20 protein-coding genes are annotated in these 22,060 nt (G+C 58.5%); 14 read left to right on the plus strand and 6 right to left on the minus strand.

Annotation, left to right across the window (positions count from 1 at the left end; genetic code table 11):
- Positions 1–7: 7 nt before the first annotated feature.
- Positions 8–2,107 carry an ATP-binding protein gene (locus FQB27_RS15490; RefSeq protein ID WP_169561979.1) on the minus strand — a complete coding sequence of 700 codons (2,100 nt, stop codon included), beginning with the start codon at positions 2,105–2,107 and terminating at the stop codon, positions 8–10.
- 227 nt (positions 2,108–2,334) lie between these two features.
- Complete coding sequence (putA, locus tag FQB27_RS15495) at positions 2,335–6,072, minus strand: bifunctional proline dehydrogenase/L-glutamate gamma-semialdehyde dehydrogenase PutA (RefSeq protein ID WP_169561980.1); 3,738 nt, start codon at positions 6,070–6,072, stop codon at positions 2,335–2,337.
- Positions 6,073–6,253: 181 nt separating this feature from the next.
- Between putA and FQB27_RS15500 the strand changes: the two genes are divergently transcribed.
- A complete protein-coding gene (locus FQB27_RS15500) occupies positions 6,254–6,712 on the plus strand; it encodes an Lrp/AsnC ligand binding domain-containing protein (protein WP_169561981.1) in 459 nt (152 codons plus the stop codon).
- 13 nt (positions 6,713–6,725) lie between these two features.
- Here the strand turns inward: FQB27_RS15500 and FQB27_RS15505 are convergent, their stop codons facing one another.
- Genes FQB27_RS15505 through FQB27_RS15520 form a run of 4 tightly spaced genes read right to left on the minus strand, consistent with a single transcriptional unit; the run spans position 6,726 to position 9,273 of the window.
- Positions 6,726–7,127 (minus strand): nuclear transport factor 2 family protein, encoded by a 402-nt coding sequence (locus tag FQB27_RS15505; RefSeq protein ID WP_169561982.1) that lies wholly within the window; start codon positions 7,125–7,127, stop codon positions 6,726–6,728.
- Positions 7,128–7,171: 44 nt separating this feature from the next.
- Positions 7,172–7,978, minus strand: a complete 807-nt coding sequence (locus tag FQB27_RS15510; RefSeq protein WP_169561983.1) for a metal ABC transporter permease — start codon at positions 7,976–7,978, stop codon at positions 7,172–7,174.
- Entirely contained in the window at positions 7,971–8,807 is an 837-nt protein-coding gene (locus FQB27_RS15515) for an ATP-binding cassette domain-containing protein (RefSeq protein ID WP_169561984.1), read from the minus strand. Before FQB27_RS15515 ends, FQB27_RS15510 begins: the two co-directional genes overlap by 8 nt.
- 4 nt (positions 8,808–8,811) lie before the next feature.
- Positions 8,812–9,273: a transcriptional repressor gene (locus FQB27_RS15520; RefSeq protein ID WP_169561985.1), complete on the minus strand. Its 462-nt coding sequence runs from the start codon at positions 9,271–9,273 to the stop codon at positions 8,812–8,814.
- Between the two features lie 351 nt (positions 9,274–9,624).
- Here FQB27_RS15520 and rplU point away from each other — a divergent pair, with 351 nt between their 5' ends.
- The 13 genes from rplU (at position 9,625) to FQB27_RS15585 (ending at position 21,767) form a co-directional block, all read left to right on the plus strand.
- A complete protein-coding gene (rplU, locus tag FQB27_RS15525; protein WP_169561986.1) occupies positions 9,625–10,023 on the plus strand; it encodes a 50S ribosomal protein L21 in 399 nt (132 codons plus the stop codon).
- 5 nt (positions 10,024–10,028) lie between these two features.
- The gene (gene rpmA / locus FQB27_RS15530) at positions 10,029–10,286 is read left to right on the plus strand and encodes a 50S ribosomal protein L27 (RefSeq protein WP_169561987.1); all 258 of its coding nucleotides are present in this window, start codon (positions 10,029–10,031) and stop codon (positions 10,284–10,286) included.
- A 129-nt stretch (positions 10,287–10,415) separates the two neighbouring features.
- Positions 10,416–11,480, plus strand: coding sequence for a GTPase ObgE (gene obgE, locus FQB27_RS15535; protein WP_169561988.1), 1,065 nt, complete (start codon positions 10,416–10,418; stop codon positions 11,478–11,480).
- Complete coding sequence (proB, locus tag FQB27_RS15540; protein ID WP_169561989.1) at positions 11,468–12,592, plus strand: glutamate 5-kinase; 1,125 nt, start codon at positions 11,468–11,470, stop codon at positions 12,590–12,592. Before obgE ends, proB begins: the two co-directional genes overlap by 13 nt.
- 42 nt (positions 12,593–12,634) lie before the next feature.
- Positions 12,635–13,921, plus strand: a complete 1,287-nt coding sequence (locus FQB27_RS15545; RefSeq protein ID WP_206374731.1) for a glutamate-5-semialdehyde dehydrogenase — start codon at positions 12,635–12,637, stop codon at positions 13,919–13,921.
- A gap of 6 nt (positions 13,922–13,927) precedes the next feature.
- Positions 13,928–14,518 carry a nicotinate-nucleotide adenylyltransferase gene (locus tag FQB27_RS15550; protein ID WP_169561990.1) on the plus strand — a complete coding sequence of 197 codons (591 nt, stop codon included), beginning with the start codon at positions 13,928–13,930 and terminating at the stop codon, positions 14,516–14,518.
- Positions 14,519–14,603: 85 nt separating this feature from the next.
- Positions 14,604–14,963: a ribosome silencing factor gene (gene rsfS / locus FQB27_RS15555; RefSeq protein ID WP_169561991.1), complete on the plus strand. Its 360-nt coding sequence runs from the start codon at positions 14,604–14,606 to the stop codon at positions 14,961–14,963.
- A 44-nt stretch (positions 14,964–15,007) separates the two neighbouring features.
- Positions 15,008–15,466 (plus strand): 23S rRNA (pseudouridine(1915)-N(3))-methyltransferase RlmH, encoded by a 459-nt coding sequence (rlmH, locus tag FQB27_RS15560; protein WP_169561992.1) that lies wholly within the window; start codon positions 15,008–15,010, stop codon positions 15,464–15,466.
- A gap of 65 nt (positions 15,467–15,531) precedes the next feature.
- Positions 15,532–17,112, plus strand: coding sequence for a 2,3-bisphosphoglycerate-independent phosphoglycerate mutase (gene gpmI, locus FQB27_RS15565; RefSeq protein WP_169561993.1), 1,581 nt, complete (start codon positions 15,532–15,534; stop codon positions 17,110–17,112).
- A 31-nt stretch (positions 17,113–17,143) separates the two neighbouring features.
- A complete protein-coding gene (locus FQB27_RS15570; protein ID WP_169561994.1) occupies positions 17,144–18,535 on the plus strand; it encodes a murein hydrolase activator EnvC family protein in 1,392 nt (463 codons plus the stop codon).
- Positions 18,535–19,824 carry a S41 family peptidase gene (locus tag FQB27_RS15575; protein WP_169562079.1) on the plus strand — a complete coding sequence of 430 codons (1,290 nt, stop codon included), beginning with the start codon at positions 18,535–18,537 and terminating at the stop codon, positions 19,822–19,824. The genes FQB27_RS15570 and FQB27_RS15575 overlap by 1 nt, the downstream gene beginning before the upstream one ends.
- A gap of 99 nt (positions 19,825–19,923) precedes the next feature.
- Entirely contained in the window at positions 19,924–21,291 is a 1,368-nt protein-coding gene (locus FQB27_RS15580) for a divergent polysaccharide deacetylase family protein (protein ID WP_169561995.1), read from the plus strand.
- A complete protein-coding gene (locus FQB27_RS15585; protein WP_169561996.1) occupies positions 21,288–21,767 on the plus strand; it encodes an RNA pyrophosphohydrolase in 480 nt (159 codons plus the stop codon). Before FQB27_RS15580 ends, FQB27_RS15585 begins: the two co-directional genes overlap by 4 nt.
- Positions 21,768–22,060: the final 293 nt, after the last annotated feature.

Raw genomic sequence — 22,060 nt, forward strand, 5'->3', positions numbered from 1 at the left:
CGCAATGTCAGGCGGTTCCCGTCTGCGGTGGATGCGGATGCCCTTGCTCAAACGCGCCCTCCTGCCGGCCAACGGCCTGCCGCATGGCCTGAAGGACCGCCTCCAGATTGATCGGTTTTTTCAGCACCGCCGTCATGCCGGCCCCAATAAGTTCCCGGTCGTTTTCCTCGGTATCATCGCCGGTCAGTGCCAGAACGGGAATGTTCCGATATCGCTCTCCCTGCCGAATAAGCCGGGTGGCCTCGATCCCGTTCATTTCAGGCATGTGCACATCCATGATCACCAGATCGAAGTCTCCCTCGTCCAGCGCATCAAGAACCTGCTGGCCATTTTCCACCAGCACCACGGAATGAACCAGCGGCGACAGCATGGCATTGAGAAGGATCCGGTTTACAACGATATCGTCTGCGGCCAAGACCTTCAGGGACTTGAAACCTGCACTGGCGGTCACAGGCCTGTTCCTGACCTCGAACAGACCCCTGTCTGAAGAGGGCGCGGCCTCAGGGGCAGGCCCGGGTTCTGCAGCCCTGCAACAGGGCAGGCGAACCGTAAAGGCCGTTCCGGACCCCCGCTGGCTTGTCACATTGATGGTGCCGCCCATGGCTTCCACCAATGATTTGGTAATGGACAGCCCCAGCCCGGACCCGACGCGTTTCTCGGCGTCTTCGGTCCGCACAAAACGGTCATACAGGGTCTCGATATCCTCACTGCTGATCCCGACGCCGGTATCCTCGACCGTCAGAACCAGATAGGAATTCTCGCCGTTTTCATCCCAGTTCACAATGACCGAGACAAACCCTTCCTGTGTGAATTTCAGACCGTTTCCAACCAGATTGACCAGAATCTGTTCCGTTTTTTTCCGGTCCAGCAACACAAAGCGCGGGACAGGATTTGCCACATTCACCTGCAGGGTCACCGGATTGTTTTTCCGGCCTGTCTCCGCCACGCTCCGCACATTCGCCAACATCTCCCGAACATCGACGGGCGCCTTGTAAATGGCGATGGTCTTGCTTTCGGCCCGCTGCAGGTCAAGATAGTCGTTGATCAGACTGATAATATATTCACCCGACTGATGCGCTGTTCCGACAACCGACCGCATGGGTTCCTCAATGCCCTGATCCAGCAGATATTTCTGGGCCCCCAGCACCCCTTGCAGAGGAGAGCGGATTTCATGGGTCAGCATTTCCAGAAACTCTGACTTTTCCCGAAAGGCCGCGGCTTTCCGCTGCCGCGCCAGCATCTGTTCCCGCACATACAGAATGGCAAAGAACCAGATAATCAGGCAAAAGACGAAGGCCGCGAAAGTCAGCCATCGATAGGTCAGATACTGCTCTGATTTCACCGGCCACCCGGCTTGCGGGATAACCGCCATTTGCCAAGACCCGTTGATCAGGCCCACATCCAGAAACAGGCTGTTATCTGTATCGTCGAACAGGGCCGGCTCCCCATAAAAGACCGCCCCCTTGGCGCCAAGACCATCCACCCCCCGAATCGCCAGCTTGTATTTTCGGGTAAAGTCGGCAAGACCCACCTCCCGGAACAGGGCATTGACATCAATCGGTGCCGCGATAAAGCCCCAGCTTTCCGTGCCGCCGGTCGGGCTGTTCAAGGTAACAGGGATGCGGGTAACAAAGGCCTGCCCGCCCTGAACCAGTTCAACCGGCCCGGCCAGAACGACCTTGCCTTCCTTGATGGTCCGAAAGGCGGCTTCCCGCTGGGCCAGGGGGGCCGTCCGATAATCCAGCCCCAGCGCCGCCTCGTTTCCCTTCAAGGGATACATATAGCGAACCACCAGATTGGGGGCCGCGGCAATATTGCGAATAATCGGCTTGGTATTCTGAACCGAGGCAGCCAGCTTCTCAAACTCTTCCTGACTGAGATCAGGGTTGGCGTTGATATAGGCCTGCATGCCGAATAACAGGAAAAAACTCTCGCTGATGTGGGAGGCAAGGCCGTTGCGAAAATCCCGAGCCTCCAAGAGGACGTCTTCCTTGAAGATCCGCCTTTCACTCTCCAGTTCCTTTCGCTCCAGATACTGTTCCAGTATCAAAAGCGCCCCGGCCAACAGGCCCAGAAGGACTGACGATGTCACAACAAGTCTTTTCATTCCTCATCAGAATCAGCATTTTCGCCCTGTCAGACAAGGCTCCGCGCCAATCTATATCCTTATTACCTCTACCAATTTTGCCACGCTAGCATCTGCAAGGTAAATAATGAGTTAGGAAGAAAAAGAAACTAAATAATTAAGTTAAAAGGCTGACTTGCTCCGAGGGGGCTAGAGCCCTACCTGCCAGCCCCCTCGAAGCGTATGCCGCCCCTTTCCTCTACCGGCGCCTACCCCTCAACAGACGCCAGAAGGGCAGCATTACCGCCGGATGCGGTCGTATCCACGCACAAGGCCCGTTCATGGACAAACGCCCGCCAATCGCGCCCGCCCGGCAGAAGCGGCAGCAACGGTCCGTCCCGGTCCGCCAGCGTCTGCCTGATTTTCCGCGCCTCGCCCAAGGGAATCCCCGCCGCGACGACCCCGGCCAGTTTCTCCAGCGTCCCCATTGCCCGAACGCAATCGGCTACCCGAACGGGGCGCACAATCCCGGACGGCAGCCCCGCCCCTTCCAGCGCCTGAAGCCCGGCCTCAGCCTCCGGTGAGGCATTCACCAGAAGGGCGCCATTGCCAGCCAGCAACAACGGGATCAGTAGATCAGCCCAATCATCCCCGGCCCCAACAACCGCAAAGACCCCGCGCCCGATGACATCAAGGGTATTGGCCTCGCCGGTCGGGCCGTTCAATTCACGGGTTGTCTGGCGGTATTCCTGCTGCCGGGTGAGGGCCGACCTGACGGCCCCGGCCGCCTCACCGGAAAGCCGATCCGCATATCCCGCCAACAGGGACAGGCGATCCTCTGTGCCTTCCCATTTCAAGCGGGCAGTCCGGCAGGCATCCAGAACACGGGACAGGTCCGCACCCTCAGGTGCCTCAAGGGCGTTTGCGGCCTGATCTTCTGACCCGCCCTGTACCGGTGCATCCCCTTCGTTTCGAAGGCACAGGAACCGATGCAGGTAAAGCGGGCCGCCCGCTTTGGGGCCGGTGCCGGACAGGCCTTCCCCGCCAAAGGGTTGCACCCCGACCACCGCGCCGATCTGGTTGCGATTGACATAGAGGTTGCCCACAGCCGCCAGTCGGGCCACATCCTGCACCCGGCCATCGACGCGGGTGTGAAGCCCCATGGTCAGGCCGTATCCGGCCCGGTTCACATCCTCAACCACCCGTTCAATCTCCCCCGCCTTATAGGTGGCCACATGCAGAACAGGCCCGAAAACCTCTTTTTCCATCTCCGCGATCCCGGTAACCCGGAAGGCGGTCGGGGGTACAAAATACCCCTGTCCCTGCAGCCGCGCCGGAACCGGCAGTTTTTTGATCAGGCGGCCTGCGGCTTCCTGTTCGCGGCAATAATCGGCGATCCCGTCCCGCGCTTCCGCATCAATCACCGGCCCCAGATCGGCAGACAGGTTCCACGGGTTTTCCATACATAATTCATCCATGGCCCCTTCCAGCATCTCAAGAATGCGGGGGGCGACATCTTCCTGCACATACAGAACCCTGAGCGCCGAACAGCGCTGGCCTGCGCTCTGGAAGGCGGAAGCCACAATATCGCGGACGGCCTGCTCGGGCAGGGCGGTTGAATCCACAATCATGGCGTTCAGTCCGCCTGTCTCCGCAATCAGCGGCGCAAAGGGGTTCCCATGCGCGGCCATGCTGCGATTGATCAGCCGGGCCGTTTCCGTGGACCCGGTAAAACAGACGCCGTCAATATCCGGTGAAGACACAAGCCGCGCCCCAACCACGGCCCCGTCCCCCGGCAGAAGATGCAGGACATCACCTGGAATTCCGGCCCGGTGCATCAGGCCCACAAGGCGGGCCGCCACCAGCGGGGTCTGCTCTGCCGGTTTGGCGATCACCGCGTTGCCTGTGACCAGCGCCGCCACGATCTGACCTGTAAAAATGGCCAGCGGGAAATTCCACGGCGAAATACAGACAAAGGTGCCGCAAGGGCCAAACTCCGGCCCTTCGGAAAGCCGGCCTGCCTCCAGCTCGTAAAAGCGGCAGAAATCGACGGCTTCGCGCAGTTCATTGATGGCATCGAAAACGGATTTCCCCGCTTCCCGCATCAAAAGGGACATCAGTTCGATCCGGTTTTCCTCCATCAGGTCGGCAATCCGGCCCAAGGCGGCTGATCGTTCTGAAACCGGCGTCGCGGCCCAGTCCCGCCCGGCCCCTCCGGCCAGTTCCAGCGCCGCCGTGATATCGGCCTCGCTCGCATCGACGGTCAGGCCCACCTGTTCGTCAAGACGTGCAGGATTGTAAACCGGCCTGTCCGGCGTGGCCGTCATCTGCCCCCCGACGATGGGGCCCGCCTGCCAGACGGTGTCCCGGAACGCGGTGCGGCCCGCCTCGTAGGCGGCCATCACATCCGGGTTCGGCAGGTTGATCCCGGCGGAATTCTGCCGGCCGTGATCATAGATATGGGCCGGCTCCGGCAGGGTCCTCCGGTGTTTCTTCCGCTCTTCCTGTAAGCGGGTCACCGGATCGCGGACCACATGCCGGGCCGGGACCTTCTCGTCCAGCACCTGATTGACGAAGGAGCTGTTGGCCCCGTTCTCAAGCAGTCGCCGGACCAGATAGGCCAGAAGATCTTCATGCACCCCGACCGGCGCATAGATCCGGCAACGGGTTTTCCTGTTGGCGCGCACCAGATCATGCAGGGCCTCCCCCATGCCGTGCAGGCGCTGAAACTCGAACGCGTCCAGATCGCTCCCCGCCAGTTCCAGAATGGCGGAAACACTGTGGGCATTGTGGGTTGCAAACTGGGGATAGATGCGGTCCGTCATGGACAGCAGTTTCCGGGCGCAGGCCATATAGCTGACATCCGTTGCCGCCTTCCGGGTAAATACCGGATACCCGTCCAGTCCGCCCACCTGTGCAAGCTTGATTTCCGTATCCCAATAGGCCCCCTTGACCAGCCGCACCATGATCCGGCGATCAAGGCGGACAGACAGGTCATACAACCAGTCCAGCACATAAAAGGCCCGCGGGCTGTAGGCCTGCACCACCACGCCGAACCCGTCCCATCCGGCAAGGTCGGGGTCGGACAGGACCGCCTCGATCACATCCAGTGACAAATCCAGCCGGTCCGCTTCCTCGGCGTCCACATTGAACCCCATCTGGGCGTTCTTTGCCTGTTGCACCAGACTGGAAACCCGGGGCACCAGTTCCTTCATGACCCGGTCCCACTGCATAAACTCATAGCGGGGATGCAGGGCGGAAAATTTCACGGAAATGCCCGGATTATTGCGGATATCGGGGTCGGCGGCCCGTTCCGACAATCCGGTAATCGCCTTTGAATAGGCCAGAAAATACTTCTTGGCATCCCGCCCCGTCCGGGCTGCCTCTCCCAGCATATCGTAGGAATACTGATACCCCTTCTGCTCCATGCCCCGGGCGCGTTCCACGGCCTCGGCAATGGTGCGCCCCAGAACGAACTGGTGCCCCAGTATCTTCATGGCCTGGGCAACCGCCTTGCGGATCACCGGCTCCCCCACCCGGCGGATCACGCTCCGAACATTCTGTACCACGTCCCAGTCCTCAGCCTTGGTCGGGGCGATCACCTTGCCGGTCAGCATCAGGGCCCATGTGGACGCATTGACAAGGGGGGAACTGGAATGCCCCACATGACGCGCCCAGTCCGCCGGGGCGATCTTGTCCTGGATCAGGGCATCGATGGTATCCTCGTCCGGCACCCTCAGCAGGGCCTCCGCCAGACACATCAGGGCGACGCCTTCCTCGGTGCTCAGGCCATATTCCCCAAGAAAGGTTTCCATCATTCCCGGCTTTTTCGCCCGCCTGAGCTGGCGTACCAGTTCCGACGCCTCATCCTCGATCCGGCGGCGATGTTCCTCGGGCAGATCCAGATACTGCTCCAGTTCCTGAAGGGCCTTGTCTTCGTTGCAGATGAAATGCGCGTTAATACGGGAACGCAGTAAAGCGGAATGCGAGCCGGATGGAACAGTCATGAAAGTGCCCTCTTGTAAGCGACCGGGTGACCACAACCGCCGGTGTCGGCGGGTATAGAGTCTAAGATAGGGCAATCAAAACAGTAAATATGACCAAATAATTGATAATATAAACACGATATTACTGTATACTATCGGGAAACATGACAACTTTCCTGTCAATCAGCACGAAAACGGTCAAATGGACAAGATAGACAAGAAAATACTGAAAGAACTTCAGACAGACGGGCGAATCACCATGACCGAATTGTCAAACCGGGTGGGATTGTCCAAAACCCCGTGCATTGAACGGGTCCGGCGTCTGGAGGCCTCGGGCGTTATTCAGGGATATGGCGCCTATCTGGACCCCACCCGGCTGGAGGCGGGCCATATTGCCTTTGTGCAGGTCACCTTGAAAGACACCACCACCAGCGCCCTTCAGGAATTCAATCAGGCGGTCAAACGGGTTCCGCAAATTCAGGCCTGTCACATGATTGCCGGAAATTTTGATTATCTTCTCAAGGTTCGAACCCGGGATGTGGCCGAATACCGACAGTTTCTGGGCACCACCATCGCCCAATTGCCGCAGGTACAGCATACCAGCACCTTTATCGTGATGGAGGCGGTCAGTGATCGCCTGACCTTCTCCATCCCCGACTAGCAGGCGGCTACGATCAGGACGCAGCCTTCTGGTATTTCTCCAGCATCTCGCCCATCTTTTCATGCACCTTGTTGATGGCCTGAAGCGGCCGGACCATCACCTTGAAATCGGTGATCTTGCCAGCGTCGTTCCATTGGATCATGTCGATGCCATTAATCGTGATACCGTCGATTTCCGTCTGGAATTCAAGAACGGCGTCCGTCTCCCCGATCACTTCTCGCAAATATTTGAAGGAAGATCCCCCCAGCACCTGAAAGGCGGCGGCCAGATATAGGGTAGTGATCCGGCGTCCCCGCTGCGGCGTGAAAACCACCGGCGAATGGAAGACCGCCTCGTCATCCAGCAGTGCTTCCAGCGCCTTGATATCCCCGGATTTGATGACCTCGTGCCATCTGTCAATTACCGGATGTCCCATTTCTTCCTCCCCATCAGATATTTTTGACAGGGTATCAAAAACCGTCAGAAGGAAAACCTGTTTTTCAGAAGGGCGGACAGGGGCAACAGCACCGCAAACAGGATCGTTGCCGCCGTCACGATGGACGGGCCTGTCGGGGTATCCAGATAGGCCGATCCGAAAATTCCCCCAAATACGGCAACCAAGCCAAACAGCGCCGCCAGAATGGCCATGGCTTCGGGGCTGCGAACCCACTGCCGGGCCGTTGCGGCTGGAATAGCCAACAGCGCCGTGATCAGAAGAATGCCCACAATGCGGATCGACACCGCAACCACAATGGTCATCAACATCATCAGCATCAAATTGACCCAGAAGGTCCGAACCCCTTCTGCCCGTGCCAGATCCTCGTGAATGGTCATCAGGGTCAGGGACAGCCAGTTGCGGCACAGCAGGGCCAGAACCACCGCACCCCCGCCGTAAATCCAGTACAAGTCCCGAACCTGAACGGTCAGGATGTCGCCGAACAGATAGGAATGCAGGTCAAAGCGCTGATTGTCAGCGAAACTGATGGCGACCATACCAAGGGACAGGGCCGCATGGGCCAAAATCCCCAGCAACGTATCCGTCGCAAAGACCCGGGTATGTTGAAGCCACAGAAGAATCAGCGCAAAGCCGGAGCAGACAAGCACCGTCCCCAGATTGCTGCTGATACCGGTGAGCAGCCCCAACGCAATCCCAAGCAGGGCACTATGGGCAAGGGAATCCCCGAAATAGGCCATCCGCCGCCACACCACGAAACATCCCAATGGCCCTGCAATCAACGCGATGCCGATACCGGCAGCAAGGGCACGCAATACAAAAGGATCAGGCATGGGAGGAGCTTTCCGTTTTCGCCGAAGGGATATCTGTTTGTTCCTCGCCGGTCGTTTGCGGGGAGGGTTCAGGGTGACGACAGGCGTCGGCATGGGAATGATCGTGGGAATGACCATGAGAATGGGCATGATGGTCATGATGCTGGTAGCTCGCCATCAGTTGTGCCATGTCCGGGCCGAAAAGCGAGATAAACTCGGGGTCTCGGGTCACGGTCCTTGGCTCACCAATACAGCAGACCTCGTGGAACAGGCAAAGCACATTCCGGGTGGAGGACATCACCAGATGCAAATCGTGGGACACCATCAGGACACTGATATTACGTTCCCGATAAACCGTTTCCAGAAGTTTGTAGAAGGCCAACTGCCCGGTGATATCCAGATTCTGCGCCGGTTCGTCCAGAACCAGAAGCTCCGGGTCATTCAACAACGCCCGTGCCAGCAGAACCCGCTGCAACTCGCCGCCCGACAGCACCGCCAGCGGCTTGTTCAGTGAGGGCTCGATCGCGGTTTCGGCGATTACCCGGTCCAACTCCTGCTGTTTCACCTTTTTCCGCAAGGTCAGGAACCGCCGGACCGTAATCGGGATGGTCGGGTCCGCCACCAGACGCTGCGGTACATACCCCACACGCAGACCCGGCCGGGTTGTCACATGCCCCTTGTCCGGGGCGTAAAAGCCCATAAGGCATTTTAGCAACATGGACTTGCCCGCCCCATTGGGCCCGATAATGGTCAGGAAGTCTCGCGCCCCCACATCCACACTTACATCATCCAGAATGGTTTGCCGGTCGCGAATGACCGTCACATTTTTGGCCGAAATCAGATTTTCCATCAACTCAGTTCTGCACTTGGCATTGTTGGCACTGACCCTCGATCTCAAGGGTCGTATGGCGCGGCTTGAAATGTCTTTTGGCTGCCATCTGCCAGACCGCATTGGCCACCGGCTCTGTACAGCATTCCTGGACCTCGTTGCAGCGGGAACAGATCAGGAAGAAACAATCCTTATGCTGCAACGGATGGCTGCACCCTACATAGGCGTTAAGGCTGTTGATCTTGTGCACCAGTCCGTTTTCCTGAAGAAATTCCAGCGCCCGGTAGACGGTCGGCGGCTTGGCACTATATTCCCCGCCCAGCCGTTCCAGCAGGTCATAGGCCTTGGCGGAGCCATGATTCTCCCACACAAGTTCCAGCACGCGGCGGCGAATATCCGTAAAACGCACGCCCCGCTCCTCACAGATCTGGTCTGCGGTGGCCAGCGCCGTTTCAACGCACACCTCATGTTCATGACAAAGATGCATGGGATTCTTCCAGTTGGTTCAGGATCGAAAGGGTTACATTATAACATTACTTGCATCAGGTAAATCCCCAGACCCCCGCCTGATTCAATTTTTCGGCCCGGTTTCGGGCCTTTTCCCCACCCCACCTTTTCCTCATATGCGTATCGCAAGGGCACCCCCCACAACCCCGGCATGTTTTTTCCCGCTCTTTTCCCCGGATTCACCCCCGAAAACGAGGTTTGAAACAAAAACTTCATATCCGTAACTGAATCGTATTGACTTACAACAGGTCATGGATATATTGCGCCCTTCAATTGCGGTGTGCTGGGCAAGCGTCTCGGCGCCATTCATTATGTTCGAAACGGATCAGCCATGTTTGCAGTGATCAAAACCGGCGGCAAGCAATACAAAGTCGCCAAAGACGATGTTATCAAGGTAGAACGCCTCGCAGGCGAAGCCGGCGATAACGTAGAGCTGGACCACGTTCTGGCTATCAGCGGTGACGACGGTGCTTTGTCTCTGGGTTCACCAGTGCTCGAAGGTGCGACAGTATCAGCAACCCTTCTTGAGCAGGCTCGCGCTGACAAGATCGTTGTTTTCAAGAAAAAGCGTCGCCAAAACTATCGCCGTAAAGCCGGTCATCGCCAGGACATCTCTGTTCTGCGCATTACCGACATTTCAGCGTCCGGCGCCAAGAAAGCGGCACCGAAAAAAGCAGCGGCAAAGAAATCAGCTCCCAAGCAGGACGCTGACGCCCAAACCGAGGAGTAAGCTAGATGGCACATAAAAAAGCTGGCGGTTCATCCCGTAACGGTCGCGACTCCGCAGGTCGCCGCCTTGGCATCAAGAAATACGGCGGTGAAGTCGTAATCCCAGGCAACATCATTCTGCGCCAGCGCGGTACCAAATGGCACCCGGGTGAGAATGTCGGCATGGGCAAGGATCATACCATCTTCGCCGTTACTGAAGGTAAAGTGAAATTCACCAAGAAAAGTGGCGGAAAAATCTATGTATCCGTAGACGGCCAGGGATAAGCCACCGATCACGGATTTTTAGAGATTGAAGAAGGGGAATGGTCCGACCATTCCCCTTTTTGTTGTTTCCGGCTACGATATCCGCTGCCCCTTCCCCCCTCCTCAATCTACAGACAGGCGACTGGTTCCATGAAGTTTCTAGATCAGGCAAAAGTTTATCTGAAATCCGGCAATGGCGGGCCCGGTTCGCTCAGCTTCCGCCGTGAGAAATATATCGAGTTCGGCGGCCCCGACGGGGGCGATGGCGGGCGCGGCGGTTCCGTGATTGTGGAATGCGTCGAGGGGCTGAACACCCTGATCGATTACCGCTATCAGCAGCATTTCAAGGCCAAGAATGGCGGCCACGGCATGGGCCGGAACCGGACCGGCCCTGCGGCACCTGATGTGATTCTGAAGGTTCCCGTTGGAACGCAGGTCCTTGAAGAGGATAACGAAACCCTGATTGCCGACTTCACTGAGATCGGCCAGAGCCTTGTCCTGTGTAAGGGCGGCGATGGCGGACGCGGTAACGCGGCGTTCAAATCCTCCACCAACCGGGCGCCCCGGCGTTTTGAACCCGGCTGGCCCGGCGAGGACCGCTGGGTCTGGTTGCGCCTGAAACTGATCGCCGATGCCGGTCTTGTCGGCCTGCCCAACGCCGGGAAGTCCACCTTCCTGAGCGCCACAAGCCGGGCCCGGCCAAAAATTGCCGACTATCCCTTTACAACACTGGTTCCCCAACTGGGCGTGGTCGGTGTTGGCGGCAAGGAATTCGTTCTGGCGGACATCCCCGGCCTGATCGAGGGCGCATCCGAGGGAATCGGCCTTGGCCACCGTTTTCTGGGTCATGTGGAGCGCTGCCGCGTTCTTCTGCATCTGGTGGACGGCACTCAGGAAGATGTGGTCGGTGCCTATAAAACCATTCGCACCGAACTCGAAGCCTATGCCCAGGACCTTGCGGCAAAGGACGAGATTCTGGTCCTGAACAAGATTGATTCGCTTCTCGATGAGGAAATCGAGGAAAAGGTGGCCGAACTGGAAAAGGCCGCCGGGAAGAAAGTGATGACCATCTCCGCCGTGACAGGCGACAAGGTGGACGAGGTTCTGTTTGCCCTGCTGGAAATCATCAACCGGGACAAACAGGAAGAAAAAGCCGAAGAAGAAGAAGCTGCTCGTAAAGAAGCCGGAGAAGAACCCAAGACATGGCAACCCTGACCTCACGTTTCACCAAGGCAAAGCGGGTCGTGATCAAGATCGGATCCGCTTTGCTGGTCGAACAGGAAAGCGGTGAGATTCGCCGCGAATGGCTGACAGCCCTTGCCGAGGATATTTCCGTAATGCGGGCCCGCGGACAGGAAGTCCTGCTGGTCTCCTCCGGCTCCATCGCCATCGGGCGTCGGGTTCTGGGTATGAAAACCGGGGCCCTGCGGCTGGAGGAAAAGCAGGCGGCGGCGGCAACGGGTCAGATTCAACTGGCCCACGCCTATCAGGAAATCCTCGCCACCTTCGATATCCACATCGCCCAGATTCTGCTGACCCTGAGCGACACCGAGATACGGCGCCGGTACCTGAACGCCCGCAGCACGCTTGGAACCCTGCTGAGCCTTGGGGCGATTCCCGTGATCAACGAGAACGATACGGTGGCCACCAGTGAAATCCGCTATGGCGACAATGACCGTCTGGCCGCCCGTGTGGCGCAGATGATCGGCGCCGATTGTCTGGTTCTGCTGAGTGACGTGGACGGCCTGTATGACAGTGACCCGACCACCAACCCGAACGCAGCCCATATTCCCGAAGTGGCGGTTCTGGATGACGCGATCCTTGCCATGGCCGGCGGGGTGCAAACCAATGTGGGCAGCGGCGGCATGGTGACCAAGCTGAAGGCGGCGCAAATCGCAACCGCCGCCGGCTGTCACATGTTTATCGCCAGCGGCAAGCGGTCTCATCCCCTCAAGGCCATTGAGGACGGGGCCCGCACCACCTGCTTTGTGGCGCAGGACACCCCCCGCAGCGCCCGCAAGAAATGGATCGCCGGCAGCCTGACCAGCCTTGGAACCCTTGTCGTGGATGAAGGGGCGGAAGCCGCCCTTGGCCGCGGCAAAAGTCTGCTCCCCGCCGGGGTGCTGGAGGTTACCGGAACGTTTGAACGTGGCGACTGCCTGACCGTCTATGCCAAGGATGGACGGGAGCTTGGGCGCGGCCTATCGGCCTACTCATCAGAGGACGCCGCCCGAATCAAAGGCTATAAAAGTGGTGAGATCGCCCGGATACTCGGCTATTCTGGCCGGGATGAAATGATTCATCGCGACGAGCTTGCCTTGAACTGAACTGAACTGAACTGAACACAGAAGTAGATCGGATACGAGATTATGACAGTTTTTTCCAACATTACAGAAGGGCAGTCAATTGACAGCGTGATGGAGGAACTGGGACGCAACGCAAAAGATGCGGCCCAGACACTGTCACTGACCCCGACGGACGCCAAGAACACCGCGCTTCTGGAAGGGGCGAAAGCCCTGCGAAGCCGCACCGGCGACATTCTTGCCGCCAACGAAAAAGACCTTGCCGCCGCCCGCGACAAAGGCCTGTCCGAGGCCATGTTGGACCGCCTGCAACTGACAGCAGAGCGGATCGACGCCATTGCCACGGGGCTTGAGGCTATTGCCGCCCTGCCCGATCCCATCGGCGATGTGATTGCGGAATGGGATCGGCCCAACGGCCTTGAAATTTCCCGTGTGCGCGTGCCCCTCGGTGTGATTGGCATCATTTACGAATCCCGTCCCAACGTAACCGCCGATGCCGGCGCCCTCAGCCTGAAGGCGGGCAATGCCTGTATCCTGCGGGGCGGATCAGAAAGCTATCATTCCTCCCGCGCCATCTGGGAATGTCTTCAGGATGGTCTGTCCGCAGCCGGTCTGCCCGCAGCCTCCATCCAGATCATTCCGACCACGGACCGGGCGGCGGTTGGCAAGTTGCTGACCATGTCAGAAACCGTCGATGTGATTGTCCCCCGCGGGGGCCGCAGCCTGATTGAACGGGTCCAGAAGGAAAGCCGCATTCCGGTCTTTTCCCATCTGGATGGACTGGTACACGTCTATGTGGATGAAAAGGCCGATCTTGAAAAGGCCGTCAGTCTGGTCGCCAATTCCAAGATGCGCCGGGTCAGCATTTGCGGGGCCACGGAAACCCTGCTGGTCAACCGGGCCGTCGCGGACACCCACCTCCTGCCCATCCTCGACAAACTGGTGGAACTGGGATGTGAGATTCGCGGTGACGAAGACGTTTGCGCCCGGATGCCCGCCGCCGTCCCCGCGACCGAGGCAGATTGGGCCACGGAATATCTGGAACCCATCCTGTCCGTCCGGATCGTGGACGGCATGGATCAGGCGCTGGCCCATATCGCTGAATATGGTTCGCACCATACGGACTGCATCATCACCGAGGATGCCACTGCGGCTGCCCGCTTCCTGAACGAAGTGGACAGCGCCATTGTCCTGCACAATGCGTCGACCCAGTTTGCCGATGGCGGCGAATTTGGCATGGGTGCGGAAATCGGGATCAGCACCGGGAAAATGCACGCTCGTGGCCCGGTCGGTGTGGAACAGCTGACCAGCTATAAATACCAGGTAAGGGGCACGGGCCAGACCCGGCCCTGAGGCAGCATGGCGGGGCTGAAAGTCGGATTACTGGGCGGCTCGTTCAATCCTGCCCATGATGGTCACCTCCAGATCAGCCTGACGGCCCTGCGCTCTCTCGGGCTGGATCAGGTATGGTGGCTTGTCTCTCCGCAGAACCCGCTGAAATCAACGGAAGGGATGGCCGATTACGCAGCCCGTCTGCAATCCGCCGAACAGAAAGTAGCTGGCCATCCCGCCATTCGAATATCGGATTTCGAGAAGCGGCTGGGCGAGACCTATACCGCCAACACCCTCGCCCGGCTGAAAGCCTGTTATCCCCAGAACCACTTTGTGTGGCTGATGGGCGCGGATAACCTGATCCAGATCACCCGCTGGTATAAATGGCAGGAAATCTTTGAACAGGTGCCGGTAGCAGTGTTCGATCGGCCCGGCTATACCTACCGGGCCCTGTCCGGAAAAGCGGCCAGCCTTTACAGGCATGTGCGGGTCTTTCCCCCTGCCTCGCGCAAGCCCGATTCCCGATTTGCGAACCGGACGGCCCCCTGCTGGATCTTCCTGCCGCAGACAAAGCTCAAATTAAGTAGCACGGATATAAGAAAAAACCGGATAAACTAAGGAAAGTCTTGCTCTTGATGCTGATTACCCCCACATTAAGGACAAGTATCCGGTTTAATCATTTTGGAATATATAAACCCTTATTATGAAAGCTAAACAAGCTGTAGTTCTGAAACTCCGCGATCTGGTCCATGAAATTCTCTCGGACGACAAGGCGGAAAATGTTGTTTCCATCGACCTCTCAGGAAAAACCTCCTTCGCAGACTATATGGTTATTGCCAATGGCCGCTCCTCCCGTCAGGTAGGTGCCATGGCGGATCACCTGAAAGAACGCATCAAGGAAGCCGGTTACGGTGCCCCCCAGATTGAGGGTAAGGCCAACTGTGACTGGGTTCTTGTCGATGCCGGAGACGTGATCATTCACCTGTTCAGGCCGGAAGTCCGGGATTTCTACAATCTCGAAAAAATCTGGTCCCCGAACGCCCCGGCGGAAATGACACACTAACATCCGGGTGGCTTCGGCCACCTTGATGATACAGGAGGAAACGGATGCGCCTTACCATTGCCAGCGTTGGCAGGTTTCGCGGCGGTCCTCTGGAATCGCTTTATTCCGAATATGCCGGACGCCTTCCCTGGAAACTGGACCTGAAGGAAGTAGAGGAAAAGAAACCTCTCTCCGGGGAACAGTTGAAAACACGGGAGGCGGAACTCCTCATGAAAGCGGTTCCCAAAGGCGCCAGAATAATCGCCCTTCACGAACGCGGAAAAGAATATGGAAGCGTCGAGTTTTCCTCCCTTCTCGGGCGGTTTGCCGATGAAGGCATACAGGATGTCGCCTTTCTGATCGGCGGGGCGGACGGTCATTCCAAAAGCACCCTCAACGCGGCGGATCATCTTTTGTCCCTTGGCAAGATGACATGGCCCCACCTGATGGTGCGGGGCCTGCTTGCGGAACAGCTTTACCGGGCCCATTCCATCCTGACCAACCATCCCTATCACCGGGCATGACGCCCGGCGGCACCCCCTTGAAAATATTAGCCTTATAGACCAGCAACCGGTATAACTGCAGAATTATGAGCACACAGACACCCGTACAGGAAAAACGCCCCGTCCTTCTTTGCATTCTGGACGGTTGGGGACATCGGACCGACGCCGCCGACAATGCCATCCTTCGCGGCAACACCCCGAACTGGGACCGCATGGTCGCCACCCGCCCCATGAGCCTGCTGGGCACGTCCGGCGAGGATGTGGGTCTTCCCGAAGGGCAGATGGGCAACTCCGAGGTGGGTCACATGACCATCGGAAGCGGCCGGGTCATCCTGCAGGACCTGCCGCGCATCAACCGGGCCATCCATACGGGCGAACTTGCGAAAAACGCAGAACTGAACACGCTGATCGACACCCTGAAAAAAACAGGCGGCGCCTGCCACATTGCAGGGCTGTTATCCCCCGGCGGTGTTCACTCCCATCAGGATCACATGGTTGCCCTGGCCCGGATCGTTGCCGATGCCGGTATCCGCGTGTATCTGCACGGCTTCATGGACGGGCGCGACACCCCGCCCACCAGCGGCGCCGACTATGTCAAAGAGGTTGCCGAAGCTCTCGCCGCCATTCCGGGCGCCAGCATTGCCACCCTTTGTGGCCGTTATTTCGCCATGGACCGGGACATGAACTGGGATCGGGTCATCCTGTCCTACAACGCCATGTTCCACGGCACCGGTGCCGCCGTAACCGATCCGGTCGCGGCAATTCAGGACGCCTACGACCATGAGGAAACCGACGAATTCCTGAAACCCCGCATTCTGGACGGATTTGCCGGGATGCAGGACGGCGATGCCTTCCTGATGGCCAACTTCCGGGCCGACCGGGCGCGCCAGATGCTGAACGCCATTACGGACGAGCCGTTTGACGGCTTTGATCGCGGAACCATGCCCAAGCTGGCCACCATTGTCGGCATGGTGGAATATTCCGCCGCCCTTGCCCCCATCGTTCCGGCCCTGTTCCCACCGGTTGAGGTCAAGAACACACTGGGTCAGGTGACGGCCATGGCCGGGCGCAAACAGCTTCGCATTGCGGAAACGGAAAAATACGCCCATGTGACGTTTTTCCTGAACGGCGGCGAGGAAACCGTCTTTGACGGGGAAGAACGCATTCTGGTGCCCAGCCCGAAGGTCGCCACCTATGACCTGAAGCCGGAAATGTCCGCGCCGGAGGTTCTTGAAAAACTGCTGGACGCGATCCGCAGCGACCGTTTCGACCTGATCGTGGTCAATTTCGCCAATCCCGACATGGTCGGCCATACGGGTGTCATGGAAGCCGCCATCAAGGCCGTGGAGACCATTGATACCTGCATCGGCCAGTTGTCCGAAGCCGTCACAGCGGCGAACGGGGTTATGCTGGTCACGGCGGATCATGGCAATATCGAACTGATGAAAGACCAGACAACCCACAAACCGCATACGGCCCATACAACCAATCTGGTTCCCTTTGTGCTGGCCGCAGGCGACAGCGACCTGTCCCTTGAAAACGGCACCCTTGCGGATGTGGCGCCCACCGTTCTCGGCTTTATGGGCCTGCCGGTCCCGGAAGACATGACCGGACGGAACCTGGCCAGCCCCGGTGATACGGACCGGACCCGCCGTGCGGTTTCCTGAGACCGGAAATACCGCTTCTGCCAGGGCGGGGTTGATCACCGCCGCCCTGACCCTTTTCATGCTCTTTTCCGGCGGGGTTGCCCAAGCGGCCAGCCCCGATGAGGAACTGGCGCGTCTCAAGAAAGCCATGGAACAATCCAGCGAGCGGCAGGAAAACCTGTCCGCCCGGCTGGACCTGCTGTCTTCTGAAATCCGGTCCATCAAGGAAAAAGCCGTTTCCGTTGCCACCAAGCTGACACGGCTGGACCGGGACCTGATCGACACAGAACAGCGGCTGGCGGATATCCGGGATATCGAAAACCAGACCCTTGCCGCCCTCAACCAGCAACATGACAATCTGGGCGAGACCCTGTCCGCGCTCCTGCAGCTCAGCCGTCAGCCCGAAGGCACCCTGATCGGCAACCCGGAAGGCCTGATCAACAGCCTGCGCACCTCGGTGCTTCTGAAATCGGCGGTGCCCGAACTGAAACGGGAGGCAGACCAGCTTAGCCAGCAACTGGAAACCCTTGCCTCTCTTCGGGATCAGCATCTGGAAGAAAAAAAGAACTTCCTGCATCTGAAGGAAAGCCGCCAGTCAGAACAGGAAACCCTGAACGCCCTGTTCAAGTCCAAGGACGAGGCCCAAAGCTCCCTTCGCCAGCAAAGCACGCGGGAAGCCCGCAAACAGGAACAGTTGCGTCAGGAAGCCCGTGATTTCGAGGCCCTGATCCTGCGGCTGGAAGAAGAGAAAAAGCAGCGCCTTGCAGCGGAGCGCCAGCGCATCGCCAAGGAAATCGCCCGGCAGGAAAAACTGCAGCAGGAAGCCGCCGCCCGCCAACGGGCCGAGGCAGAAGCCGAGGCCAAACGCCGCGCCGATGCCGCGAAAAACCGGCAGACGGGTGGCCAGTCGGTCGCCTCAATCCCGACGCCGGTCCCGTCCAGAAAAGCGGAAGCTCCCCGTCAGGAGACGCCTGCCGGAAAGCGGGTCTCACCGGCAGAGGCCAGCAAGTCCCTCGCCGCCCTCGGGTCCGGGCGTCCGTTTTCCAAGGTCAAGGGCAGCCTGCCGCTGCCTGTGGGCGGGCGGATCGTTTCCAGCTTTGGAAACAAGCGTTCCGCGAACAAAAAAAATGGGATTGTGATAGAAACAAGAAACGACGCTGTGGTAGTTTCACCCTATGATGGGCAAATTGCCTTTGCCGGACCGTTTCGTCATTACGGGCTTTTGTTGATTATTGATCATGGGGAGGGGTATCATACCCTTCTGGCAGGATTGGGGTCGATTGAAGGTGCTGTTGGACAACTTGTTCTGGCGGGCGAGCCGGTCGGACAAATGAATAGCGGAAATGATGAAAATCCGACCCTATATATGGAATTGAGAGATAAGGGAACGCCGGTCAACCCGGTGCCCTGGCTAATGGCAGGAAGTAGAAAGGTCAGTGGATGATGAGATACGTGTTTACGAGCTTGACGGCGGTCGCAATTGTCGTCTTGTCCCTGACAATTCTGACGACCCCGGAACGAGAGGTCGAGGCCAGTTCGGAAACATATCGTCAGCTTAATCTGTTCGGGGATGTGTTCGCCAAGATCCGCGAGGATTATGTTGAGGAAGTGGATGACGCTGCCCTGATTGAGGCTGCGATCAATGGTATGCTTGCCTCCCTTGATCCCCATTCCAGCTACCTGAACCCCAAGAACTATCAGGGCATGAAGGTCCAGACCCGCGGCAAGTTCGGCGGTCTTGGCATTGAGGTGACCATGGAAAACGGCCTGGTCAAGGTCGTGACCCCCATCGATGACACCCCTGCCGCAAAGGCCGGCGTTCAGGCCGGTGACTATATCACACATCTGGACGGCGAACCGGTTCTGGGACTGTCCCTGTCCGAAGCCGTCGAACGGATGCGCGGCGAGGTGGACACCGACATCGCCATCACCATCCGCCGTGAAAATGTGAAAGAGCCGATCGAGATCACCGTCACCCGGGCCGTGATTACCGTTCAGTCTGTCCGCGGGCGGCTGCTTGACGATGACATTGCCTATGTGCGGATTTCCAGCTTTACCGAACAGACCGACAACGGTCTTCGCAAATCTGTTGGTGAGTTGAAGGAACAGGCCGGGGACGACTTCAAGGGTCTGGTTCTTGACCTTCGCAACAACCCCGGCGGACTGCTGGATCAGGCCATCGCGGTCAGTGACGCCTTCCTTCAAAAAGGGGAAATCGTATCCACCCGGGGCCGCGACCCGAACGATGCCCAGCGGTACAACGCCACATCCGATGATATCGTGGATGGCAAGCCCATCGTGGTTCTGATCAATGGCGGTTCCGCCAGCGCCTCCGAGATCGTTGCCGGCGCCCTGCAGGATCATGGCCGGGCGGTTATTCTGGGAACCAAGAGCTTCGGCAAAGGGTCTGTGCAGACCATCGTGCCGCTGCAGGGGGACGGGGCCATGCGCATGACGACAGCCCGCTATTTCACCCCCTCCGGTATTTCCATTCAGGCCAAGGGCATCACACCGGATATCGAGGTCCGCCAGTCGCGCCTTGAAATTCTGGAGCCGGAAGGACGCCGTTCTGAAGCCGACCTCAGAAATCACCTGAGCAATGGCACAGAGTTGGATTCCGACGGCAAGGCCGACGCAGCCGATGGAGAAGACAAGGGCATGCAGGATTACCAGCTGCTGCGGGCAAAAGACCTGCTGCGCGGGGTATCCCTGTTTGCAAAAAAGGGATTTTAAGTCCCCGACAACCATAAGCCCGGAGTGATGTAGTTTACCGTGCGTGGGAAGGACAACCATAACCAGACAGAACCGGCATCCCCAAGACGGATGTCGGTTTTGACTGTTTTGAACATCCTGTTGTTTCTGGCGCTTGCCGGTACTGCGGGCTGGATTTACTGGTCTGTGTCACAACAACCGCCGGCATCGGACAGCAGTCCTGCCACCGCCGTCATCGGAACGCCTGTCCCGGCGCCCCCCGCCGATGACACATCCCCCGCCGCCACATCCCCCGAAGACACATCCGGTGACGCCGCCGCAGGTGACACGGCATCCGAACCGGCATCACCGACACCGGACAGCCCCACCGAAGAACAGCCCGGTGCGGACCCTGCTACAGAACAGGCCCCTGCCGCGCAACCCGCGCCTGTCAGCCCGGAGCCGGAGCCGGAACCCGCCCCTGAACCCACCCCCAACAAGCCTGCGGATGGGACCACACCCGCTCCGGCACCAGAGGCCACACCGAAGCCGGAAGCCGCACCAGCCCCGCAACAGGCCGAAGATGCAGCGCCCAAGGAGCCTGCGGAAAAGCCGGGAACAGCCGACGCCGTGAAACAGGGGGAAGACGCCGGAAAGACGGAAAAGACTGAACAATCAGCGATACCGGGAGATATCGACCTCTCTCTGTCGCCCGTCCCCCACCCGGACCTGACCCGCCCATCGGCCCACGGCCTGCTGCCTGTGATCGGCCCCTCAGGGCAATTGCCGTGGCGCACCTATGCCCGACCGTTTGCCGATCCCATGGAACGCCCGCGGATCGCCATCGTGATCAGTGAAATGGGCATGAGCCAGCCCGCGACCCGCTCCACCATCCAGAACATGCCGGGGGCGGTTACCCTGTCCTTCAACCCCTATGCCCGGGATTTGCAGGCTTGGATTGAAGAGGCCCGCGCTGCGGGGCACGAGGTATTGCTGCAACTGCCCATGGAACCGTTCGGCTATCCGGCCAACGATCCCGGGCCGCAAAGCCTGTTGACCAGCCTGACCGATCAGGAAAATATCAATCGCCTTGAATGGATGCTGGGCCGCTTTACCGGCTATACGGGCGTGACCAACCAGATGGGGTCAAAATTCACCGCCTCGGCCGAGGATATCCAGCCCGTTCTGGAAGTCCTCAAGGAGCGCGGCCTGCTGTTCCTTGACGGCCGGACCTCATCTAAAAGCGTCGCTGGGCCCCTTGCTGCCAGCCTCAACCTGCCCGTCGCCATCAATAACCGCTTTCTGGATCACAAGGCTGACCGGGCCACCATTGACGCCCGCCTTGCCGATCTGGAACGTATCGCCCGCTATACCGGTACCGCGATCGGGATCGGCTATCCCTATCCGGTGACACTGGAGCGCCTCCAGGTTTGGGCCCAGACCCTGTCCCGAAAGGGATTTGCCCTCGTGCCCGTTTCCGCCGCCGTCAACAGACAGGAATTCCAATGACCCCCGTACAAGACCTCCCCTATCGCCCCTGTGCCGGAATGATGGTGATCAACAGGCACGGGCAGGTCTTTGTCGGCAAGCGGATCGATATGGCCTCCGACCACTGGCAGATGCCACAAGGCGGGATTGACGCGGGCGAAGACCCGCTGACCGCCGCCAGACGCGAAGTGCTTGAGGAAATCGGGACCGACAAGATCGAGCTTATTTACGAGTTGCCGGACTGGCTGACCTATGACCTTCCTGACCACCTGATCGGCAAGGTCTGGAAAGGAAAATACCGGGGCCAGAAGCAGAAATGGTTCCTGTTCCAACTGACAGGCGCGGATGAAGACATCAACATCTTTACCGAGCATCAGGAATTTTCCGAATGGCGGTGGCTGGAGGTATCGGAACTGCCAAAGCGCATCGTTCCGTTCAAGAAGGACATCTACGAAATTCTGGTGGAACGATTCACACCATACATTCAATCGGACTAATAATCGGGTTGCGAGGATTTTAAATTACTACCTCTACCTGAACAGGAAGTGCTTGAGAGTCACCATATATAGTGCTTTCCGCACCACACTCCCCCTAAATCCAAATAAGTATTTGTTTTTTATTGACAATAACCGGCAACTCTTTCTTAGTATTTTGTTAACGAATTGAAATAGAGAGCCTTTAAAACAGAATACAGGCTCAACATATGATCAGACGGTGTGACTGTAGTGTCCGTTTTTGTTGAGCCGACAAGCCCCAAAAACCCGACAGTCGAATATACCGACCCTTGTGT

The sequence above is a fragment of the Sneathiella chinensis genome (assembly GCF_012720115.1).
Taxonomy (GTDB): Bacteria; Pseudomonadota; Alphaproteobacteria; order Sneathiellales; family Sneathiellaceae; genus Sneathiella; species Sneathiella chinensis.